At 67.7% G+C, this 21,263-nt stretch carries 22 protein-coding genes and 3 pseudogenes; 16 read left to right on the plus strand and 9 right to left on the minus strand.

Annotated features, from left to right (window positions below; all coding sequences use genetic code 11):
• Positions 1–41: 41 nt before the first annotated feature.
• Genes QM789_RS16300 through QM789_RS16310 form a run of 3 tightly spaced genes read left to right on the plus strand, consistent with a single transcriptional unit; the run spans position 42 to position 1,437 of the window.
• The gene (locus QM789_RS16300; RefSeq protein WP_420352895.1) at positions 42–173 is read left to right on the plus strand and encodes a hypothetical protein; all 132 of its coding nucleotides are present in this window, start codon (positions 42–44) and stop codon (positions 171–173) included.
• Between the two features lie 56 nt (positions 174–229).
• Positions 230–793 carry a 16S rRNA (guanine(966)-N(2))-methyltransferase RsmD gene (gene rsmD, locus QM789_RS16305; protein WP_420352896.1) on the plus strand — a complete coding sequence of 188 codons (564 nt, stop codon included), beginning with the start codon at positions 230–232 and terminating at the stop codon, positions 791–793.
• Positions 790–1,437 carry an HAD family hydrolase gene (locus QM789_RS16310; RefSeq protein WP_420352897.1) on the plus strand — a complete coding sequence of 216 codons (648 nt, stop codon included), beginning with the start codon at positions 790–792 and terminating at the stop codon, positions 1,435–1,437. The genes rsmD and QM789_RS16310 overlap by 4 nt, the downstream gene beginning before the upstream one ends.
• Positions 1,438–1,448: 11 nt before the next feature.
• Here QM789_RS16310 and map read toward each other — a convergent pair whose 3' ends face one another.
• Complete coding sequence (map, locus tag QM789_RS16315; RefSeq protein WP_420352898.1) at positions 1,449–2,261, minus strand: type I methionyl aminopeptidase; 813 nt, start codon at positions 2,259–2,261, stop codon at positions 1,449–1,451.
• Between the two features lie 114 nt (positions 2,262–2,375).
• Between map and QM789_RS16320 the strand changes: the two genes are divergently transcribed.
• From QM789_RS16320 to QM789_RS16330, 3 genes are read left to right on the plus strand one after another with little or no spacing between them, the layout of a single operon-like run.
• Positions 2,376–3,107: a competence/damage-inducible protein A gene (locus tag QM789_RS16320; protein ID WP_420352899.1), complete on the plus strand. Its 732-nt coding sequence runs from the start codon at positions 2,376–2,378 to the stop codon at positions 3,105–3,107.
• A complete protein-coding gene (locus QM789_RS16325; protein WP_420352900.1) occupies positions 3,104–3,811 on the plus strand; it encodes a GNAT family N-acetyltransferase in 708 nt (235 codons plus the stop codon). The genes QM789_RS16320 and QM789_RS16325 overlap by 4 nt, the downstream gene beginning before the upstream one ends.
• Positions 3,808–4,725, plus strand: a complete 918-nt coding sequence (locus QM789_RS16330; RefSeq protein ID WP_420352901.1) for an OmpA family protein — start codon at positions 3,808–3,810, stop codon at positions 4,723–4,725. The genes QM789_RS16325 and QM789_RS16330 overlap by 4 nt, the downstream gene beginning before the upstream one ends.
• On the opposite strand, the gene QM789_RS16335 is transcribed toward QM789_RS16330, so the two are convergent.
• The 3 genes from QM789_RS16335 to mobA all read right to left on the minus strand — a co-directional run bounded on the left by QM789_RS16335 (position 4,726) and on the right by mobA (position 6,861).
• On the minus strand, positions 4,726–5,619 hold the full coding sequence (locus QM789_RS16335) for a LysR family transcriptional regulator (protein WP_420352902.1): 894 nt from the start codon (positions 5,617–5,619) through the stop codon (positions 4,726–4,728).
• A 150-nt stretch (positions 5,620–5,769) separates the two neighbouring features.
• Positions 5,770–6,258, minus strand: coding sequence for a DUF2478 domain-containing protein (locus QM789_RS16340; protein ID WP_420352903.1), 489 nt, complete (start codon positions 6,256–6,258; stop codon positions 5,770–5,772).
• Between the two features lie 3 nt (positions 6,259–6,261).
• Positions 6,262–6,861: a molybdenum cofactor guanylyltransferase MobA gene (mobA, locus tag QM789_RS16345; protein ID WP_420352904.1), complete on the minus strand. Its 600-nt coding sequence runs from the start codon at positions 6,859–6,861 to the stop codon at positions 6,262–6,264.
• A gap of 214 nt (positions 6,862–7,075) precedes the next feature.
• Between mobA and QM789_RS16350 the strand changes: the two are divergent.
• The 4 genes and pseudogenes from QM789_RS16350 to QM789_RS16365 form a co-directional block, all read left to right on the plus strand.
• Positions 7,076–8,050 (plus strand): annotated as a pseudogene (locus QM789_RS16350) (Ldh family oxidoreductase); the annotation flags it as partial.
• Between the two features lie 93 nt (positions 8,051–8,143).
• Positions 8,144–9,655: an aldehyde dehydrogenase (NADP(+)) gene (locus QM789_RS16355; RefSeq protein ID WP_420353328.1), complete on the plus strand. Its 1,512-nt coding sequence runs from the start codon at positions 8,144–8,146 to the stop codon at positions 9,653–9,655.
• Positions 9,652–10,751: pseudogene (locus QM789_RS16360) on the plus strand (NAD(P)/FAD-dependent oxidoreductase); the annotation flags it as partial. The gene QM789_RS16355 and the pseudogene QM789_RS16360, both read left to right, overlap by 4 nt.
• A 118-nt stretch (positions 10,752–10,869) precedes the next feature.
• A complete protein-coding gene (locus QM789_RS16365; RefSeq protein ID WP_420352905.1) occupies positions 10,870–11,871 on the plus strand; it encodes a 4-hydroxyproline epimerase in 1,002 nt (333 codons plus the stop codon).
• A gap of 1 nt (position 11,872) precedes the next feature.
• Here the strand turns inward: QM789_RS16365 and QM789_RS16370 are convergent, their stop codons facing one another.
• From QM789_RS16370 to QM789_RS16380, 3 genes are all read right to left on the minus strand, one after another.
• A complete protein-coding gene (locus QM789_RS16370) occupies positions 11,873–12,040 on the minus strand; it encodes a hypothetical protein (RefSeq protein WP_420352906.1) in 168 nt (55 codons plus the stop codon).
• Between the two features lie 50 nt (positions 12,041–12,090).
• Positions 12,091–13,053, minus strand: a complete 963-nt coding sequence (locus QM789_RS16375; RefSeq protein ID WP_420352907.1) for an acetyl-CoA carboxylase carboxyltransferase subunit alpha — start codon at positions 13,051–13,053, stop codon at positions 12,091–12,093.
• 193 nt (positions 13,054–13,246) lie between these two features.
• Complete coding sequence (locus QM789_RS16380; protein WP_420352908.1) at positions 13,247–14,203, minus strand: L-malyl-CoA/beta-methylmalyl-CoA lyase; 957 nt, start codon at positions 14,201–14,203, stop codon at positions 13,247–13,249.
• A gap of 293 nt (positions 14,204–14,496) precedes the next feature.
• Here QM789_RS16380 and dgcN point away from each other — a divergent pair, with 293 nt between their 5' ends.
• The 3 genes and pseudogenes from dgcN (at position 14,497) to QM789_RS16395 (ending at position 17,346) form a co-directional block, all read left to right on the plus strand.
• Complete coding sequence (gene dgcN / locus QM789_RS16385) at positions 14,497–15,498, plus strand: N-acetyltransferase DgcN (RefSeq protein WP_420353329.1); 1,002 nt, start codon at positions 14,497–14,499, stop codon at positions 15,496–15,498.
• Positions 15,499–15,511: 13 nt separating this feature from the next.
• Positions 15,512–16,475: pseudogene (dgcA, locus tag QM789_RS16390) on the plus strand (N-acetyl-D-Glu racemase DgcA).
• 10 nt (positions 16,476–16,485) lie between these two features.
• Positions 16,486–17,346 carry a D-amino-acid transaminase gene (locus QM789_RS16395; protein ID WP_420352909.1) on the plus strand — a complete coding sequence of 287 codons (861 nt, stop codon included), beginning with the start codon at positions 16,486–16,488 and terminating at the stop codon, positions 17,344–17,346.
• A gap of 120 nt (positions 17,347–17,466) precedes the next feature.
• Here QM789_RS16395 and QM789_RS16400 read toward each other — a convergent pair whose 3' ends face one another.
• Together QM789_RS16400 and QM789_RS16405 are read right to left on the minus strand one after the other, a co-directional pair.
• Positions 17,467–18,126, minus strand: a complete 660-nt coding sequence (locus tag QM789_RS16400; protein WP_420352910.1) for a DUF3885 domain-containing protein — start codon at positions 18,124–18,126, stop codon at positions 17,467–17,469.
• 115 nt (positions 18,127–18,241) lie between these two features.
• Positions 18,242–18,991 carry an N-formylglutamate amidohydrolase gene (locus QM789_RS16405; RefSeq protein WP_420352911.1) on the minus strand — a complete coding sequence of 250 codons (750 nt, stop codon included), beginning with the start codon at positions 18,989–18,991 and terminating at the stop codon, positions 18,242–18,244.
• A 132-nt stretch (positions 18,992–19,123) separates the two neighbouring features.
• On the opposite strand from QM789_RS16405, the gene pyk reads away from it, so the two are divergent.
• From pyk to rplT, 3 genes are all read left to right on the plus strand, one after another.
• Positions 19,124–20,569, plus strand: a complete 1,446-nt coding sequence (gene pyk / locus QM789_RS16410) for a pyruvate kinase (protein ID WP_420352912.1) — start codon at positions 19,124–19,126, stop codon at positions 20,567–20,569.
• Positions 20,570–20,679: 110 nt separating this feature from the next.
• Positions 20,680–20,880: a 50S ribosomal protein L35 gene (rpmI, locus tag QM789_RS16415; RefSeq protein ID WP_420352913.1), complete on the plus strand. Its 201-nt coding sequence runs from the start codon at positions 20,680–20,682 to the stop codon at positions 20,878–20,880.
• Between the two features lie 16 nt (positions 20,881–20,896).
• Positions 20,897–21,262, plus strand: coding sequence for a 50S ribosomal protein L20 (rplT, locus tag QM789_RS16420; RefSeq protein WP_420352914.1), 366 nt, complete (start codon positions 20,897–20,899; stop codon positions 21,260–21,262).
• The last annotated feature ends 1 nt before the right edge of the window (position 21,263 follow it).

Raw genomic sequence — 21,263 nt, forward strand, 5'->3', positions numbered from 1 at the left:
AGGCGCGGCGGTTCGCCCACAGCGGGGGCGCCGGAGGGCCGATGACGACACCCCGCACCCGCCGCCATATGCCCAGCACGCACCGATTCGCGGGCCGGACCAGCGGCCCGACCTTCTCGCCCGGCCCGGTTGGCGTGGCCAAGGTGGTGGCCAATACGGCGGGCGGATGCTAGCAGAGGCGAAGCAACGGCCTTGCACCGGCCCCAACGGAACATCCGGAGCCCCAAGAATGCGGATCATCGGTGGCGAAAAACGCGGATTGAAGCTCGCGGAGGTTGGCGAGGGCGATGCCCGCAATCACCTGCGGCCCACCACGGACCGGGTGCGGGAGGCGATTTTCAACCTCCTCGTCAACGGCACCCACGGCAACCCGATTCCCGGGGCGCGTGTGCTCGACCTGTTCGCGGGCACCGGCGCGCTCGGGCTTGAGGCCCTGTCGCGCGGCGCGGCGCGGGTGGCCTTCGTCGACGAAGGCACCCCAGCGCGGGTGCTCCTGCGCCGCAACATCGAATTGATGCGGGCGATGGGCGTCACCGATGTGTGGCGCCGCGATGCCACGAACATGGGGCCATGCCGGGGCGCGGGCTACGACCTGATCTTCCTCGATCCGCCCTATGGCATGGGGCTTGGCGAACGGGCTCTGGCCTCCTGTCTTGCGGGGGGCTGGATCGCGCCCGGCGCCATGATCGTGTGGGAGGACAGCGCGCCGCCTACAGTTCCCGCCCCGCTCGAACAGATCGACCAGCGCCGCTACGGCGATACCACCATCACCCTTGCGAAGGCCCCCGCATGAAACCCCAGGCTGTTCTTTTCGACTGCGACGGCGTGCTTGTCGACAGCGAACCCGTCACCTTCGGCCTGATTCAGGAAGAGTTCGCGGCGCATGGCCTGTCGATGACCATTGCGGAGCTGGAGCCGCTGTTCCTCGGCCATACGATCGCGGAAACCGGCGCCTATGCCCGGGCGAAGGGCGCGGACCTGCCCGCCGACTGGGCGGACACCTTCTATGCCCGGATGTGCGCGCGGCTGGCCGAAGGCACCGCCCTGATGCCCGGCGTGCCGGAGCTGCTCGACCGGCTGGATGCGACCGGCGTCCCCTATGCGGTGGGCTCGAACGGGCGACGGATGAAAATGGAGGCGACGCTGGGCCAGCATCCGGCGATCTGGGCGAAACTGAAGGACCGGCTGTTCTCGGGGCAGGATCTGGGCTGTCCGAAACCCGCGCCGGACCTGTATCTGATCGCCGCGCGCAGCCTGGGCGCCGATCCCGCGCATTGCGTGGTCATGGAAGACACCGCCACCGGTGCGCGCGCCGGGGTGGCGGCGGGAATGCGCGTTCTGGGTTATGCGCCGCAGGGCGCCAGCCCCGCGCTGGCCGGGGTGGGCGCCGAAATCGTCGGCTCGATGTTCGACGTGCCCGGCCTGCTGGGGATCTAACGCCCCGGAACTTAACGCCAGGTCGGGTGGAAGCGGTTCGCGGGCGAGAGGGTGAAGATCTCGCAGCCGTCCGCCGTCACGCCGACGCAATGCTCGAACTGCGCCGAAAGCGACTTGTCCCGCGTCACGGCGGTCCAGTCATCGGCCAGCACCTTGGTATCCGGACGGCCGAGATTCACCATCGGCTCGATGGTGAAGATCATGCCCTCCTCCAGCACCGCGCCCGTGCCCGGGCGGCCGTAGTGCAGCACGTTCGGCGGCGCGTGGAACACCCGCCCGACGCCATGGCCGCAGAAATCGCGCACCACGCTCATCCGGTTGCCCTCGACATATTGCTGGATCGCATGGCCGATGTCGCCAAAGGTGTTGCCCGGCCGGACCTGTTCGATGCCAAGCATCAGCGCCTCATAGGTCACGTCGATCAGCCGCTCCGCCTTGCGGTTGAGGTTGCCCGCCACATACATCCGCGAACTGTCGCCGAACCAGCCGTCGCGGATCACCGTCACGTCGATGTTCAGAATATCGCCGTCGTGCAGCACCTTGTCCGCCGGGATGCCATGGCACACCACATGGTTCACCGAGATGCAGGAGGCATGCTTGTAGCCCCGATAGCCGATCGTCGCCGAAGTGGTGCCAAGCTCCACCAGCCGGTGGCGGATGAAATCGTCCAGTTCGGCCGTGGTGATCCCCGGGTTGACCAGATCGGCCACCTCGTCAAGGATCTGCGCGGTGACCTGGCAGGCGGCCCGGATTCCGTCGAAATCGCTTGTAGTGTTGTAGATGCGAATGCCGTCCCTGGTGACGCGCCCCGGCTTCTCTTCCACTGGCCTTCTCCTGCAATTGCTGGCCCCTAGATAGCCCCCTGCCCGAGGTTTTACCAGAGCCGGGCTTCCCCGGCCGCGCCCCCGGTTCTATACATCGGGCAAAGGAGGCCCCAGATGCCCAATCCGACCGCAGCGATCCTGATCATCGGCGACGAGATCCTTACCGGGCGCACCCGGGAGGGGAATGCCTGGTTTCTGGCGGGGGAGCTTGCGAAGGCGGGCATCACGCTGCGGCAGATCCGGGTGATCGGGGACGAGCATGCGACAATCACCACGGCGGTGCGGGAATTGTCCGGCGCGCATGACCATCTGTTCACCTCGGGCGGCATCGGGCCGACGCATGACGACATCACCGCCGATGCCGTGGCCGAGGCCTTCGGCCAGCCGATCGGGGTGCGCGCGGATGCCCACGCGATTCTTGCCGCCCATTACGCCGCGCGCGGCGCCGAATTCACCGAGGCCCGGATGCGGATGGCCCGGATCCCCGAGGGCGCGACGCTGATCGAAAACCCCGTTTCGGCGGCGCCGGGGTTCAGCATCGGCAACTGCCATGTCATGGCCGGGGTGCCGGATGTGTTTCAGGCGATGGTGGCGGGGCTGCTGCCGCGGCTTGGGCAGGGCGCTCCGCTGGTGACGCACAGCCTCCGGGTGTTGCGGCCCGAATCCGCGGCGGCCGATGCGCTGCGCGCGCTGGCCGGGGCGCATCCGGAGGTGTCGATGGGCTCCTATCCCTTCATCACCGAAACCGGGCAGTTCGGCACCAATCTGGTGGTGCGGGGGACAGATCCGGCGGCGGTCGGGGCCGCCTTCGCCGCGCTGCGCGCGACGTTCCCGGAGGGCAAATGACCCTGTTCGACGTGCTCGACGCCACATGGCCCGCCGCCGCCAGCCACATGGCCGGGGGCTTCCGCATCCGCGAAGGCCGGGGCGGCGGCTCGCGGGTCAGTTCGGCCAGCCTGGAAGTGCCCTTTGCCGAAGCCGATATCGACAGCGCCGCCGCCGCGCATCGCGCCCTGGGCCAGCCGCCGAAATTCATCGTGCGCCCGGGGGAAGAGGCGCTGGATGCGGCGCTGGCCGTGCGGGGGTATGAGCCGTTCGATCCGGTGACGATCTACACCGCGCCGCTCGCCGCGCTGGCCGATAATGTGCCCCCCGTCACCGCCTTCGCGCATTGGCCGCCCCTCGCCATCACGCGCGAGGTCTGGGACAGCTGCGGCATCGGCCCCTCCCGGCAGGCGGTGGCGGAGCGCGCCCCGGCGCCCAAGGTCGCGATCCTCGGGCGGCGGCAGGACCGGGCGGCGGGGGCGGCCTTCATCGCGATCCACGGCGGCACGGCGATGCTGCACGGGCTGGTGGTGCTGCCCGCCTTTCAACGCATGGGGCTCGCCGCCGCGATCATGGCCGAGGCCACCCGCTGGGCCAAGGCCGAGGGGGCAGAGACGCTCGCGCTGGTGGTGACCCGGGCGAACGGCCCGGCCAATGCGCTTTATACCGGGATGGGGATGCAGCCGACCAGCCATTACCACTACCGCCGCGAGGCCAGCGAATGAAGGCGCTTGCTCTCGCCCTGCTTCTGGCCGGCCCGGCGCTGGCGGAGCCGGTCGCGCTGCGGCCTGGCACGGATGCGGCGCAGACCGCGCAATATTCCTCGCCCGCGACGACCTACCGGCTGCTGACCGGCGCCTGGACCCCGGAGGGCGGTGCCGCGACCGCGCTGGAAGGGGCGCGGACCGATACCGCCTGGCGGCTGCGCGCGAACCAGCAGACGACCTTGCAGATCCTCGCCCCGCTGCGCGCGCAGATCGAGGCGGCGGGCTATACCCTGCTTTACGAATGCGCGACCGATGACTGCGGCGGGTTCGATTTCCGTTATGCGCTCGACCTGGTGCAGGAACCGCAGATGCACATCGACCTCGGCGATTTCCGCTATCTCGCGGCGCGGCGCGGGGGGGAGTGGCTGGCGCTGACGGTCTCGCGCAGTTCCGAATCGGGCTTCGTCAACCTGACCACCGTCGCGCAGGGCGCGATCACCGCGGCGGTGCCGGACAATGGCCTTGCGCCGCCACCGGCCCGGCCCGCGACCGTCTCCGATTTCGGCACGCGGATCGAGGCGCAGGGCGTCGTCGCGCTGGATGACCTCGTGTTCAAGAGCGGCGCGACCACGCTCGACACCCGGGAGTTCGACTCGATGCGGGCGCTGGCCGATTATCTGGCGACCCGCCCCACCGCGCGGATCGTGCTGGTCGGCCATACCGATACGACGGGCAGCCTGGACGCGAATATCGCGGTCTCGCGCAAGCGCGCGGAGGCGGTGCGGAACCGGCTCGTGCAGTCCTATGGCGTCAATGCCGCGCAGGTCACGGCCGAAGGGGCGGGATGGCTGGCCCCGCGCGCCAGCAACCTCACGCCCGAGGGGCAGGAGCGGAACCGGCGCGTGGAGGTGGTGCTGACCGCCCTGCGCTGATCACCACGCCCCGGGGCCCGCGCTGGCGAAATCGCGGATCAGGAAGTCGATCAGCGCCCGCGCCTTCGGCGGCGTATAGCGGACCGAGGGCACCACCGCGCTGATCGTCTCGACCTCAGGCGGCAGGCCGGGGATCACCTCCTCGATCCGCCCCGCGGCCAGGTCGGCGGCGGTCAGATAGCCGGGCAGCCAGGCGATTCCCAGCCCGGCGACACAGGCCTCGACCAGCGCCCGGCCATCCCCGACCGTCAGCCAGCCGCCCGCCCGCACCAGACGCCGCTCGCCCGAGGGTGCCACGATCTGCCACACATTGCCGTCGGACTGGCTGGAAAAATGCAGCAGCTTGTGGCTGTTCAGATCGTCGATCCGCGCCGGACGGCCGAATTTCTCCAGATAGGCGGGCGAGGCCACCAGCCGCCGGGTCGCCTGTGCCAGCCGATGCACGTTCGGCGCCGGATCCACGCCGCCGACACGGATCTCCACATCCATCCCCTCGGTCGGGGCCTGCGTCTCCAGCGAGACATTCGCCGTCACCTCGGGATAGGCCGCCAGGAACCGGTTCAGCGCCGGGGCAAGGCCCGCCACACCGAAATCCCCCGGCGCCGAAATCCGCAGCCGTCCGGCGGGCGGCGCGTGCAGCGCACTGACCAGCGAATCCGCGTCCGACGCATCGGTCACCACCCGATGCGCGCGGTCGTAATAGGCCAGGCCCACCTCCGTCGGCGCGACCCGCCGGGTCGTGCGGTCGAGCAGCCGCGCCCCCAGGCGGGTTTCCAGCGCCGAAACGTATTTCGACACCGCGGATTTCGACAGGCCGAGCTTGCGGGCGGCATCGGTGAAACCGCCCTGGTCCACAACGGCAATGAAGGCTTCCATCTCGGTCAGGCGGTCCATGACATTTTCCACAGCAGGAGCAATTTCTTGACCAGTTTCTGACGGCGAATTCGGGCTGAAATCGGGCGGGCAACGGACAATTGAAAGGAATTGGCGGGGTTGCCTCACACCCCGGAAACGATGAATGTGTTTCCGGAAACCCTTATAATATCATGCGGTTAGAGCGAAATTCCGGATCGTGTCCACGTCGCAGGGCAATTCCTCCGCCAGCCCGCCACAATAGTCGCGCCACGCCGGAAGATGTTTCCGGTTCACCGCCAGCAGAATCGGGATCCCGGCCTCCAGCGCCTGTTCCAGCACGGCCCGCATGCCGCCGCCCTCCGCCTCGATCTTGCCGAACCGGTTCAGCACCAGCAGATCCGGCCTCCCGGAAAGCTGCGTCTCCAGCAGGCCCGCAACCTCCGCCAACGCGGCGGGATCCAGGCTGCACCCCTGCGATTCACGGCCGAGGTTTTGCGTGATCACCCGCCGCGAGCCGTCATGCAGCGCCGTCAGCGCGATCTGCGAACAGTCGCAATCGTTCTGGTCGCGGCGGGTCTGAAGATAGCCCAGAACCCGCTTGCCGGGCAGTGCGGCCAGCGCATCGGCCATCACCGTATCCACACTGTCGTCGTCGAACACCACCGCCGCCAGCCGCATGGTTCAGCCCTCCACCTGCCGCCGCGCCTGCTCAAGATCGTCAGGCGTGTTGACGTTGAGAAAGCTGCCCTCCGGGAACGCCGCCTCGGCGACGCCCTGCGGCCCGGCCCATTGCATCACCTTCGACACCCCCGCCACCAGCGCCCGCCGCAGATCCTCGCGCAGCGCGACCGGCCAGAGGCCAAACACCGGCTGCCGCCGCCCCCCGGACACCGCGATCGCGATCGGCGCGGGGTCCAGCGCCGCCGCCAGATCCGCCGCCAGCGTTTCGGGCGGGAACGGCGTATCGGCCGCCACCGTCAGCACATGGCTGAACCCCGCGCCCGCCGCCCGGTCCATCCCCGCCAGAATCCCCGCCAGCGGCCCCGGATAGCCCGGCACGCCATCCGCCACCACCGGCAGGCCCAGATCGGCAAAGCGCGCCGGATCGCCATTCGCATTCAGCACCAGCCGCCCCACCTGCGGCGCCGTCCGCAGCCGGACGTGCTCGATCAGGCTGCGCGGACCGAGCCGGAGCCGCCCCTTGTCGCCGCCGCCCATCCTGCGGGCAAGCCCCCCCGCCAGGATGACCCCCAGGATCTGTTCACGTTCCGGTCGCGCCACGACTGCCTCCTCAGATGCCCAGAAAGATGCGGTGGCCCGTCGCGGCCCGCAAGGGCTGTTGGCGGGTGGTGACCTCGGGTCAGCCGAAAACCGCCTTGGCCGGGCGGGGTGTTCCGATGGCCGTGCAAAATGTCCCCGCCCACCCGCGGTTGACTTCCGCGGCGCGGCGGCTTTCCCTGCGGCGAAAGCCCCGAGGCGGAAGAAGGAGACCCCGATGACCGATGACCTCCTGTCAGAGGACGACCTGCGCGCCCTCGTCCGCCGGATATTCCTGCAAAACGGCTGCTGCGAGGAGGTTGCCGCGATTCTGGCGGCGAATTGCGTTGCGGCGGAACGCGACGGCTCGGTCAGCCATGGCCTGTTCCGGATCGAGGGCTACCTCGCCTCGCTGCGCTCGGGCTGGGTCGATGGCACCGCCGTGCCGGTGGTCGAGGACCGCGCCCCCGGCTGCCTGATGGCCGATGCGGCGAACGGCTTCACCCAGGCCGCGCTGGCCGCCGCCCGCCCCGCCTTCGTGCGCAAGATCCGCGACAACGGCATCGCCATGCTGGGGATCCGCAATTCACACCATCTGGCCGCGCTCTGGCCCGATGTCGAGCCCTTCGCCGAAGAGGGGCTGATCGCCATCGCGATGATCAATTCGATGACCTGCTCGGTGCCTGCGGGGGCGAAACGGCCGGTGTTCGGCACCAACCCGCTGGCGCTGGCCGCGCCGGCAGGGCAGGAGGGCGTGCTGGTCTTCGACATGGCCACCACCACCACCGCGCATGGCGATGTGCAGGTGGCCCGGCGCGAAGGCCGGATGCTGCCGCCCGGCACCGGGGTGGACCGCGACGGCCATCCGACCGGCGATCCGGCGGCGATCCTCGACGGCGGGGCGCTGGTGCCCTTTGGCGGACACAAGGGGTCGCTGATCTCGATGATGGTCGAGCTGCTCTGCGCGGGGCTCGGCGGCGGGAATTTCTCCTGGGAGTTCGACTGGTCCGGCCACCCCGGCGCGGCCACCCCGCATACCGGACAACTGTTTCTGGGCATCGACCCGGCGCGGGCGGGCGGCCTGCCCTTCGGCCTGCGCGCCGAAACGCTGATCGCGAAGATGCGCGCGGCCGGGCTCGACCATTTCCCCGGCGAGCGGCGCCACCGCATCCGGGCCGAACGCGCGGCGGGCATCCCCGTCGCCGCCGAACGCCTCGCCCGGCTACGGGCGCTGGCCGAGGGTGCGCATAATTGTCGACAAATAAAATGCAATATCTATGATGGCGGAAAACCGGGGGACGGACGGATGAGCTTCACACCGCATGGCAGGCACCTGATCGCCGGAAACTGGATCGCGGGGGAGAGCACCTTCGCCTCCTCCCCCGCCAGCGGCCCGGCGCATCGGTTCTCCGAAGGTTCCGCCGATCTGATTGCCCGCGCAGCCGAAGCCGCCGAAGCGGCGTTCTGGAGCTATGGTTACACCACCCGCGCCACCCGCGCGGCCTTCCTGCGCGCCATTGCCGCGCGGATCGAGGAACGCGGCGACGCCCTGACCGGAATCGCCCATCAGGAATCCGGCCTGCCCGAAGCGCGCCTGACCGGGGAACGGGGCCGCACCACGGGGCAGCTGCGCCTGTTCGCCGATTTCATCGAAAGCCCGGACTATCTGGACCGCCGCACCGATTCCGCCCTGCCGGAGCGCCAGCCGCCGCGCCCGGAAATCCGTCTGATGCAGCAGCCGGTCGGCCCGGTCGCGGTGTTCGGCGCTTCGAACTTCCCGCTGGCTTTCTCGACGGCGGGGGGCGACACGGCCTCGGCGCTGGCGGCGGGCTGTCCGGTGGTGGTCAAGGGTCATCCGGCGCATCCGGGCACCTCCGAACTGGTGGCCGAGGCGATCCATGCCGCGATCCGCGAATGCGGGGTCGATCCCGGGGTGTTCTCGCTGGTGCAGGGCTCGGGGCATGAACTCGGCGCGGCGCTGGTCACCCATCCGCTGATCAAGGCCGTGGGCTTCACCGGCTCGCTCGGCGGCGGGCGCGCGCTGTTCGACCTCTGCGCCCGTCGGCCCGAACCGATCCCCTTCTTCGGCGAATTGGGCGCGGTGAACCCGATGTTCCTGCTGCCCGCCGCCCTGGCCGCCCGGGCCGAAAGCCTGGGCACCGGCTGGGCCGGATCGCTCACCATGGGCGCGGGGCAATTCTGCACCAACCCGGGCGTGGTCATCGCCCCCGAAGGCGCCGATGGCGACCGGTTCGTGAATGCCGCCGTCGATGCGCTGGCGCGGAGCGGCCCGCAGGTGATGCTGACCGATGGCATCGCCGCCGCCTACCGCGCGGGGGTCGCGCGGCTCGCGGCCCGCAACACCGTCCGCGCGCTGTTCACCACCAGCGCCGAGGGCCGCAGTGCCCTGCCCAATGTGTTTGAAACCACCGCTGCCGAATTCCTCTCCGACCCGCTGCTGGGTGAGGAAATCTTTGGTCCGGTCGGCGTGATCGTCCGCACCCGCGGCCCCGAGGAGATGCTGACCCTCGCCCGTGGCTTCGAGGGGCAACTGACCGCGACACTGCACATGGATGCCGATGACCTCACCCTCGCGCGCCGCCTGCGCCCGGTGCTGGAGCGCAAGGCGGGCCGGGTGCTGGTCAACGGCTTTCCCACCGGGGTCGAGGTCTGCGACGCCATGGTCCACGGCGGCCCCTACCCCGCCAGCACGAATTTCGGCGCGACCTCTGTCGGCACGATGGCGATCCGGCGCTTCCTGCGCCCGGTCAGCTATCAGAACATGCCCGAGGCGCTTTTGCCCGAGGATCTGCAATGACCGATGTCATCGTCGTCGGTGCGGGGGTCGTCGGGCTGTCCTGTGCCATCGCGGCGCGGATGCGGGGGCTGTCGGTCACGGTGCTGGACCGCGAAGGCCCGGCGGCGGGGGCTTCGGCGGGTAATGCCGGGGCCTTTGCCTTTACCGACATCCTGCCGCTAGCCTCGCCCGGGATCCTGAAGAAGGCACCGAAATGGCTCCTGGATCCGCTCGGGCCGCTGACCATCCCGCCCGCCTATGCCTTCGGCATCGCGCCCTGGCTGTGGCGGTTCTGGCGTGCCTGTGCGCCGGGGCGGGTGGCGGCCTCGGTCGCGGCGCAGACGGCGATGATGGATCTGGCGAAGGCGGAACTGGAACCGTTCCTTACCGCCACCGGCACGCTGCCGATGCTGCGCCGGGATGGCAACCTTGAGGTCTACGAGGGCGAGGCGCAGTTCCGCGCGAGCCTGCCGGGATGGGAGGCCCGCGCCCGCCACGGCATCGCCTTTCAGCACATGACAGCCGCCGAAATGGCCGCCGTGCAGCCCGGCCTTGCGCCCCGCTTCACCCATGGCACCTTCACCCCCGGCTGGTATTCGATCGCGGATCCGAAACTCTACACCCTCGCGCTGGCCGAACATTTCCGCGCCATCGGCGGGGTGATCGACATCGCCGAGGTCACCGCCCTGCTCCCCGATGCCACCGGCGTCACCGTGGCCGGGCGCCGCGCGGGGCATGTGGTGCTGGCGGCCGGGGCGTTTTCGCACCGGATCGCACGCAGCATCGGCGAAAAGATCCCGCTGGAGACCGAGCGCGGCTACAACACCACCCTGCCCCCGGCGCGTTTGATCTGCGCTGTCAGGTGACCTTCGGCGGGCATGGCTTCGTCGTCACCCGGCTCTCCACCGGGATCCGGGTCGGCGGGGCGGTCGAACTGGGCGGGCTGGAGCTGCCGCCGAACTTCCGCCGGTCCGAGGCGATGCTGCGCAAGGCCGCCGCCTTCCTGCCCGGCCTGCGCACCGAGGGCGGCACGCAATGGATGGGCTTTCGCCCCTCGCTCCCCGACAGCCTGCCTGCGCTTGGTCCCGCCCGGACGCCCCGGGTGATCCATGCCTTCGGCAACGGCCATCTGGGCCTGACGCAATCCCCCGCCATGGCGCGGATCGTGGCCGATCTGCTCACCGGGCAGCGCCCGCCGATCGACATCACCCCGTTCTCCCCCGAAAGGTTCTGACATGGCCGTGCATACCTTCTCCTGCATCGACGGGCATACCTGCGGCAATCCGGTGCGGCTGGTCGCGGGGGGCGGGCCGCGGCTGGTGGGGGCCAACATGCTGGAAAAACGCGCTCATTTCCTGCGCGAGTTCGACTGGATCCGCACCGGGCTGATGTTCGAGCCGCGCGGGCACGACATGATGTCGGGCTCGATCCTCTATCCGCCGATGCGGGAGGATTGCGACGTCGCCGTGCTGTTCATCGAAACCTCGGGCTGCCTGCCGATGTGCGGCCACGGCACCATCGGCACCATCACCATGGGGATCGAGAACGGCCTGATCACGCCGCGCGCGCCCGGGCGGTTGTCGATCGAAACCCCGGCGGGCAAGGTCGACATCGCCTATCGGCAGGAGGGCCGCTTCGTCGAGGAGGTCCGGCTGACCAATGTGCCTTCCTTCCTGATGGCGGAGGGGCTGACCGCCGAGGTCGAGGGGCTGGGCGAGGTGGTCTTCGACGTGGCCTATGGCGGCAATTTCTATGCCATCGTCGAGCCGCAGAAAAGTTACCGCGACATGGCGGATTACTCCGCCTCCGACCTGATCGTGCTGGGCAACCGGCTGCGCGATGCGATTGCGGCGCGGTATGAATTCATCCACCCGCTGCATCCGGAAATCCGCGGCGTGCATCATATCCAATGGACCGGCGCACCGACACAGCCCGGCGCCCATGGCCGCAACGCCGTGCTTTACGGCGACAAGGCGATCGACCGCAGCCCCTGCGGCACCGGCACCTCGGCCCGGATCGCGCAACTGGCGGCGAAGGGGAAGCTGAGCACCGGCGATGAATTCTGGCACGAATCCATCATCGGGTCGATCTTCAAGGGCCGGGTGGAGGCACAGACGCAGGTCGGGAGCTTCGGCGCCATCGTGCCCTCGGTCGCCGGATGGGCGCGGCAGACCGGGTTCAACACGATCATGATCGACGACCGCGACCCCTTCGCCCATGGCTTCGTGGTGAAGTGACTCAGACGCGCTTCAGCGTGATGCCCAGCACGCGCCGAAGCCCCATCGCCATGACGGCGGTGCCGATCCCGCCCCAGACCGCATACGGCATGTCGCGCGCCGCGCGTTCCAGAAGCCGAGGTGGATCAGGCCAAGGCCACAGCCGGGTGAAGCCTTCGGAATATTGCATCCCGATCCCCCAGCCGATTTCCTTCAGCCCCGCCACGACCGGCAGGGCCGTCAGGCCGCGAGCCCCTTCGAGCCCATGTCCAGGAATTTCCTGCGCCGGTCCTTGATCAGATCGGCGGGCTTCCTGCCCTTCAGTTCGTCCAGCATGAAGGCGATTTCCGACCCCACCGCCGCGATAGTCGCCGCGCGGTCGCGCTGCGCGCCGCCCAGCGGTTCCTTGATGATCCGGTCGATCACCGCGAGTTTCTTCAGATCCTGCGCGGTCAGGCGCAGCGCCTCGGCGGCCTCACGCATCTTCTCGGCATCCTTCCACAGGATCGAGGCGCAGCCCTCGGGCGAGATCACCGAATAGACGGAATGTTCCAGCATCGCGATCCGGTTCGCCGTGGCGAAGGCCACCGCGCCGCCCGAACCGCCCTCGCCGATGATGACCGAGATCAGCGGCACGCCGATGGTCAGGCACTTCTCGGTCGAACGCGCGATCGCCTCGGCCTGCCCGCGTTCCTCCGCGCCCTTGCCCGGATAGGCGCCGGGGGTGTCGACCAGCGTGATCACCGGCAGCCGGAAGCGGTCCGCCATGTCCATCAGCCGGATCGCCTTGCGATAGCCCTCGGGGCGCGCCATGCCGAAGTTGCGCTCGATCCGGCTGGCGGTATCGGTGCCCTTCTCATGACCGATCACCACCACCGGCTGATCGTTGAACCGCGCCAGCCCGCCCATCACCGCGTGATCGTCGGCAAAGTTCCGGTCCCCCGCCAGCGGCGTGTATTCGGTGAAGATCGCCTCGATGTAATCCTTGCAATGCGGCCGGTCGGGATGGCGCGCCACCTGCGTCTTGCGCCAGGGCGACAGATCCTTGTAAAGATCGTGCAGCATGGTCGCGGCTTTCTTGTCGAGCGCGGCCGCTTCCTTCTCGACATCCATCTCTTCGTTGGCGCGTGCGAGCGCCCGCAGTTCCTCCGCCTTGCCTTCGATTTCGGCCAGCGGTTTTTCGAACTCGAGATAGGTGGTCATCGCAACCCTCCGTTACGCGGTGGCGTCTATATGCCCAGACGGCGGCGGAAATGCAACCAAGGCGGCCCGCAGCGGTAAATGGAAACGCCCCGGACCGGGGCCCGGGGCGTTCAGGTTCCCTCATGCAGGCAGGACCTCCCCTTCCTGCCGCTCCGGGAGCCGATTCGCTCGTGAATTGCCGTTCACGATTTGCCTAAGCTTTAATCATTTCTGCCTGCCTGACAATAACCTCTGCTTGCCGGATGGACGCCAAATCAACCAATCTGCCCTTGTAGACCGCCGCGCCCGCACCTTCGGCCTTGGCTTTCTCCATCGCGGCGAGGATTTCGCGCGCCTCGGTCACCGCGGCTTCGGAGGGCGTGAAGACCTCGTTGGCCAGTGCGACCTGCTTCGGATGGATCGCCCATTTGCCCACCATGCCCAACGTGGCGGAGCGCAGCGCCTGCGCGCGGAAGCCCTCGTCATCCGAGAAATCGCCGAACGGGCCGTCCACCGGCAGCAGGCCATGCGTGCGGCAGGCCGCCACGATCGCCGTCTGCGCCCAGTGCCACGGATCGGCCCAGTATTTCTGGCCCTCGCGGATCATGTAGTAGTTTTCCTGCGTCCCGCCGATGCCGGTGGTGGCCATCCCCATCGAGGCGGCGAAATCCGCCGCGCCAAGGCTCATCGCCTGAAGCCGGGGGGATGCGGCCGCGATTTCCTCGACATGGGCGATGCCGGCGGCGGTCTCGATGATCACCTCCAGGCTGATGTGCTTCTTGCGGCCCTTCGCCGCCTCGACCGCCGTCACCAGCGCATCGACCGCATAGACATCGGCGGCGCAGCCCACCTTCGGGATCATGATCTGGTCGATCCGCTCGGAACCCTCTTCCAGCAGTTCAACGATGTCGCGATACCAATAGGGCGTGTCGAGCCCGTTGATCCGCACCGACAGGTATTTGTCGCCCCAATCGACCTCGTGGCTCGCCTGGATGATGTTGCGCCGCGCCTGCGGCTTGTCATCGGGCGCCACCGCATCCTCAAGGTCGAGGTTGATCACATCCGCCGCCGATTGCGCCATCTTTTCAAAGATCGCCGGGCGGGAGCCGGGACCGAACAACTGGCAACGGTTCGGACGGGCGGGCGCGGCTGGCTGGACACGAAAGCTCATATTCCCTCACGGTAACGATGTTTCGATATGGTTCGATTGCGGGATATAATATTGCGCGCAGCACCGCAAGCCTGAGGATGCACCCGCAGAATCGGCCCTCAGGAACGGCCGAATCCGTCGAACCACCCCCGGCGCACAATTCCGCGGCCAAGCGGATCAGAGGCGCAAGAATCTGCGTCGCATCCCCCGCCCCCGCGCATTTTTCCCAAGAAATTCCGGCGCCCCGCGCTATTGTGTGGCGAATGGCCCGGAAACCGGGCGCCCTCCCGACAGGATACGAGGACCACATGTCGCTGATCAAACCCCCCTACCTTCTGTTCCTGGGCGATGCGCCCGACCAGCTGGCCGCCAAGGTCGCGCAGGGCATCAGGGACTGGCGCCCCGATTATGCCCTGGGCCAATACCGGATGCCGGGCTGCAAGGCGGATATGGGCCTGCCGGACATGGACCTGATGCAGGCGAAGGCGGCGGGGTGCAGGACGCTGGTGATCGGCGTGGCGAATCGCGGCGGCATCATTTCACCCGCGTGGAAAGAGGTGCTGGTGACGGCGCTGGAACAGGGGTTCGACCTGGCCTCGGGCCTGCATAACCTGCTGCGCGACGAACCCGAACTGGTGGCGGTGGCGCGGGAGCATGGCCGGGAACTGCATGACGTGCGTGTGCCCTCGGTGCAATATCCGATCGCGAATGGCGTGAAGCGCAGCGGCAAGCGGATGCTGGCCGTCGGCACCGATTGTTCGGTGGGCAAGATGTATACCGCGCTGTGCATGGAAAAGGAGCTGCGCGCCCGGGGGCAGAAGGCGACCTTCCGCGCCACCGGCCAGACCGGCATCCTGATCACCGGCGACGGCGTGCCGCTGGATGCGGTGATCGCCGATTTCATGGCCGGGTCGGTCGAATACCTGACGCCCGACAATGATGCCGACCACTGGGATCTGATCGAGGGTCAGGGCAGCCTGTTCCACGTCTCCTATTCCGGGGTGACGCTGGCGCTGGTGCATGGCGGGCAGCCCGATGCGCTGGTGCTGTGCCACGAACCGACGCGGCCCCATATGCGCGGCCTGCCCGGCTATACCCTGCCCTCGCTCGCCGATCTGCGCGATGTCGCGCTGCGGCTGGCGCAGGTGGGCAATCCGGCCTGCAAGGTGGTGGGGATTTCGGTCAACACCCAGCACATGGCCGAGGCCGAAGCGGTGGCCTATCTGGCGCAGGTCGAAGCGGACATGGGCCTGCCCGCCACCGATCCGTTCCGCTTCGGCGCGGCGAAGCTGGTCGATGCGCTGGCCGCGATCTGACGGGAGAAGACAGATGATCACCGTCACCGCGGATGTGTTCCGGCTGGCCGAAGTCTTCACCATTTCGCGCGGGAGCCGGACGGAGGCCAGGGTGCTCACCGTCCGGATCACCCGCGACGGCATCCTCGGCTGGGGCGAATGCGTGCCCTATGCGCGCTATGGCGAGAGCCTCGACAGCGTGACCGCACAGATCGAAAGCCTGCCCGGGGGGGATCACCCGGGCGGAGCTACAGCACGCCCTGCCCCCCGGCGCGGCGCGCAATGCGGTGGATTGCGCGCTGTGGGATCTGGAGGCGAAGGCGGCGGGGAAACGCGCCTGGGAGATCGCGGGCCTGCCCGCGCCGGGGCCGCTGACCACGGCCTATACGCTCTCGCTGGCGGCCCCGGAAACGATGCGGCGCAAGGCTGCGGAGAATGCGCATCGCCCGCTGCTGAAGATCAAGCTCGGCACGCCCGACGACATGCCCCGGCTGGAGGCGGTGCGGGCGGGCGCGCCGGAGGCCACGATCATCGTCGATGCGAACGAGGGCTGGACGAAGGAGGTCTATCTCGACCTCGCGCCGCATCTGCGGCGGCTGGGCGTCGCGCTGGTGGAACAGCCCCTGCCTGCGGCGGCAGACGAGGATCTGATCGGGCTCGACCGTCTGGTGCCGGTCTGCGCCGACGAAAGCTGCCACGACCGCGCGAGCCTCGCCCATCTGAAGGGCAAATACGACATGATCAACATCAAGCTCGACAAGACCGGCGGCCTGACCGAGGCGCTCGCGCTGCGCGACCTGGCCCGGGCGGAGGGCTATCAGGTGATGGTCGGCTGCATGGTGGGATCCTCGCTCGCCATGGCGCCCGCGGTGCTGGCGGCGCAGGGCGCGGAGGTGGTTGACCTTGACGGGCCGCTGCTTCTGGCCGAAGACCGCGACGCGCCGCTCCGCTACGAGGGTGGCAAGGTATTCCCGCCCGAACCGGGCCTGTGGGGCTAAGGAGACACGCATGAGCCGCATCGTCTATCTGAATGGCGAATATCTGCCCGAGGAGGAGGCGAAGGTCTCGATCTTCGACCGGGGCTTCGTGATGGGGGATGCGGTCTATGAGGTGACCTGCGTCCTCGACGGCAAGCTGACCGATTTCGACGGCCATATGGCGCGGCTGGCGCGCTCGCTGCGGGAATTGCAGATCACCTGCGACATCACGCCGGAGGAATGGCTGGCGATCCACCGCAGGCTGGTCGCGGAAAACGGGCTGACGCTCGGCGGCGTCTACCTTCAGGTCTCGCGCGGCAATGCCGGGGACCGGGACTTCCACTTCCCGCCCGCCGGCACCCCGCCGACCGTGGTGCTCTATACGCAGGAACAGCCGCATATGCTCGACGGCCCGAAGGTCGAAAAGGGCGTGAAGGTGATTTCGGTGCCGGATCTGCGCTGGCACCGGCGCGACATCAAGACGGTTCAGCTGCTTTGGGCGTCGCTGTCGAAAATGGCCGCCGAAGCCGCGGGCAAGGATGACGCCTGGTTCGTCGAGGACGGTTTCGTCACCGAAGGGTCGTCGAACAACTGCTATATCGTCAAGGGCGACACGATCATCACCCGCCCGCTGTCGAACGACATCCTGCACGGTATCACCCGCGCCGCGCTGATGAAGATCCTCGCGGAGCGGCAGATGAAGATCGAGGAACGCCCCTTCACCATCGCCGAAGCACAACAGGCCGACGAAGCCTTCTACACCTCCGCCTCCGCCTTCGTCATGCCGATCGTCGAGGTCGACGGCGTGGTGTTGGGCGACGGCAAGCCCGGCAAACTCTCGAAACGCCTGCGCGAAATCTACATCGAAGAAGCCCGCAAAAACGCGATCTGACCAAAGGCGGCCCCGCTCCCGCGGGGCCTGCGCTGTCGCTCGGACCGTCTTCTGATCCTCGGGGGTGAAGCCCTGTTTCCCTGCTATCGGTTTGCTCAGTTCGGACGATGATTTGAGCCCTTAGCCGTCACTCGTGTCTCTGGACTTGAAGGTCATAATCATTCTCTCACGGTCATGATCCAACAGCCATTCACTGAACGCGTGATAGGCTGGACGCAGCTTGTCGGGGTCAAGAGCAGCGAGATCCATGCCTCGATCATCGTAAACGTTCAGGACGACGCCCCGGTCGAAATCGACGATGTAGATCCTGCTCAACCATCTCGCCTTCGGGAAAATACCGATCTCGCGTGCCGTGCATGCCCATAGCAAAGCGTCTCGATCTTCACACGAACGCTTCATTTCCGCGCTGCACCAATAGGCGCAAAGATCTTCGCCAAACTCCGCGATATAGTCCCGGTCGTTAAGGGGAATGCGCTCAGGCTTGCTAAATTCCGCCTGAAATCCGATCTGTGCCAACGCCTTGAAGGATGACGCCGCTCGGGACGATCTGCGCTCACCATCGTAGTAGCAGACGATGGCAGTCAAGTTTAGTGACTGCTCAAAGACCGTCGCGGCCACCTCTCTGGCGCGATCCATCGCCCTCAGAAATCTGAGTGGATGTGAAGGCATCTCTCCACCGAGATCGAATCGCAGCGCATATTTCGCCTCGTAAAACAGCGAATCCGGAAAGCAATTCCATCCGAATACGTCCCTGATCCGCCCCGTCGGTGATATGTGCATGGTTGCCCCTCCGCGCCTGACAATGCAGGATGAACCGACTGGCTTCAACGTCCGGTTTGTCCCGCATAGCGGTCGGCGGTGTCAGCCCGACTACAGACCCATGGGTCTGCGCGTCCTACAAACCGCTGTCCGCCAGCACCATTTCCAGCACCGGCGCCAGCCGTTCGCCCCATTCGGCCTGTCCGGCGGGATCGCGGATCAGGTCGTTGCGGATTTCGATCAGCACGTTGGGGCGGCGGGGCGCCAGCGCGTGGCGGTCGATCGAATCGCCGTCAAGGTGCCCCGCATAGGGTTCGTTGTCACCGACGTTCAGCCCCTCCGCCGCCAGCGCGGCGATCAGCGGTTCGGCCAGACGGCGATCCTTGGGCGAGGACAGGATCCCCACTTCCCAGGGCCGGGGCGGCAGGCCGCGCAGCCGCGGGGTGAAGGAATGCACGGCGCAGATCACTGTATCCGGGCGGCGCGCGGCCTGCGCCGCCAGCGCAGCGTGATAGGGGCGGTGCAGATGGGTCAGGCGGGTCTCGACCCCGGTCGCCGATATGGCGCGATTCGCCGGGATGACCGTTCCGTCATAGATCTGCATCACCAGCGTCGGATCGTCTTCGCCCCGGTTCGGGTCGATCACCAGCCGGGAAAAATCGCTGTGGATCAGCGGCGCGTTCAGCCGCCCGGCCAGCGCCACGCCCACCCCCAGGGCCCCGACGTCATAGGCGATATGGCGCGCCATATCAGCGGGCGCGACGCCCAGATCGCCGCCCGAAACCCAGTCCGGCACCCGGTTCGTGGCATGGTCCACCGTCACCAGCCAGCGGCTGTTCCGGCCTTCGCTGATGATATGATAGGCAGAATTTTCGCTGATGGTCATGATTGCGTCGCCTGTTTCTGTCACGAGAGATTTACGGCAGCATGCGGCGGGGAGCCAGTTGCCTGCGCGCGGAAATTGCGCCATAGCTGGTCCTGCGCCACGAAGTGTTTGAAACTTAAGCATCGAGGCAGAATGAGACGCCTTCGCAACGTCAAGATCGTGGCCACGCTCGGCCCGTCATCTTCCGACTACAAGACCATCCGCGCCCTGTTTGAAGCCGGCGCGGACGTGTTCCGCCTGAACATGAGCCACGGCACCCATGCCGAGCAGAAGGTGCGGCACGACATCATCCGGCAGATCGAGGCCGATACCGGCCGCCCGATCGCCATTCTGGCCGACCTTCAGGGCCCGAAGCTGCGGGTCGGCACCTTTGCCGCCGGGGCCGCCGATCTGGAGGAGGGCGAACAGTTCCGCTTCGACCTCGACCCGGCGGAGGGCGACAGCCATCGTGTCTGCCTGCCGCATCCGGAGATTTTCGCCGCGCTGGAACCCGGCGCGCGGCTGCTGGTGAACGATGGCAAGATCCGGATGAAGGTCGTCCATTGCGGCCCGGATTTCGCCGAATGTCAGGTGACCACGGGCGGCACGATCTCCAACCGCAAGGGCGTGAACGTGCCCGATGTGGTGCTGCCGCTGGCGGCGCTGTCGGAAAAGGACCGGGCCGATCTGGAATTCGCCTGTTCGATCGGGGTGGACTGGCTCGCGCTCAGCTTCGTGCAGCGCCCCGAGGATGTGATCGAGGCGAAGGAGCTTGCGCGCGGGCGTGCCGCCGTGCTGTCGAAGATCGAAAAACCCGCCGCCGAACGCGCCTTTGATGCGATCCTTGAGGTCTCGGACGGGGTGATGGTCGCGCGCGGCGATCTGGGCGTGGAGCTGCCGGTCGAGGCGGTGCCGCCGATCCAGAAGCGTCTGGTGCGCAAATGCCGCGCCGCCGCGAAGCCGGTGATCGTCGCGACGCAGATGCTCGAAAGCATGATCGAAAGCCCGATGCCCACCCGCGCCGAGGTTTCCGACGTGGCGACGGCGATCTATGAGGGCGCCGATGCGATCATGCTTTCGGCCGAATCCGCCGCCGGGCGCTATCCGATCGAGGCGGTCCAGACGATGAACGCCGTGGCGCAATCGGTCGAGGGCGACACCACCTATCGCGAGGTGATCGAGGCATCGCGGCAGGTGAAGCGCCAGACCGTCGCCGACGGGATCGTCGCCGCCGCGCGCGAGATCGCGGAATCCACCGATATTTCCGCGATCTGCTGCTATACGCAGACTGGCAAGACGGTGGCGCTGATCGCGCGCGAACGGCCCCGGGTGCCGATCATCGCGCTTTCGCCGGAAACCGTTGCGCTGCGCCGACTCTGCCTGCGGTGGGGGGTGCATACGGTGCATTCGGAGGAGGTCGAGCGGTTCAAGATGGCGGTGGTCAACGCCGCCCGCGCCGCGCGCGACTATGGCTTTGCCGACGAGACGAACCAGATCGTCGTCGTCGCGGGCGTGCCCTTCAACGTGCAGGGCACGACGAACATCCTGCGCGTCGCGCCCTGCGACGAGCGGCTGATCTTCCGCACAGATCCGGAATGACCCTTGCCAAGCGCGGGGCGGTCCTGTAATGGCCGCCCCCTGACGTCATGTGCGGCCGGCCGATGTGGCATGCCGAGTCGCACATTCACCACTCGGAAGAGGAGATGGAAATGCCCAAGATGAAGACCAAATCGGCCGCCAAGAAGCGGTTCAAGTTCACGGCGACCGGCAAGGTTGTCGCGGGCCCTGCCGGCAAGCGCCACGGCATGATCAAGCGCTCGACGAAGTTCATCCGCGACAGCGCGGGCACGATGATCCTGTCCGATGCGGACGCGAAGATCGTCAAGAAATACATGCCCTACAACCGCTGATCAGGAGACCTGACACATGGCACGCGTCAAATCCGGCAAGGTCACTCACGCCGCGCACAAGAAGGTCCTGAAGGCCGCCAAGGGCTATTACTCGGCCCGCTCGCGGAACTTCCGCACCGCGACCCAGGCGGTCGACAAGGCGAACCAATACGCCACCCGCGACCGCAAGCAGCGCAAGCGCAACTTCCGCGCGCTGTGGATCCAGCGTATCAACGCCGCCGTCCGGGCCGTTGATCTGGAAATGACCTACTCGCGCTTCATCAACGGTCTGGCTCTGGCCGGGATCGAGGTGGACCGCAAGGTTCTGGCCGATCTGGCCATCCACGAGCCCGAAGCTTTTGCGGCCATCGTCGAAAAGGCGAAGGCTGCCGCGGCTGCGTAAT

Origin of the sequence: Paenirhodobacter sp. (assembly GCF_047600745.1) — a bacterium.
GTDB lineage: Bacteria > Pseudomonadota > Alphaproteobacteria > Rhodobacterales > Rhodobacteraceae > Rhodobacter.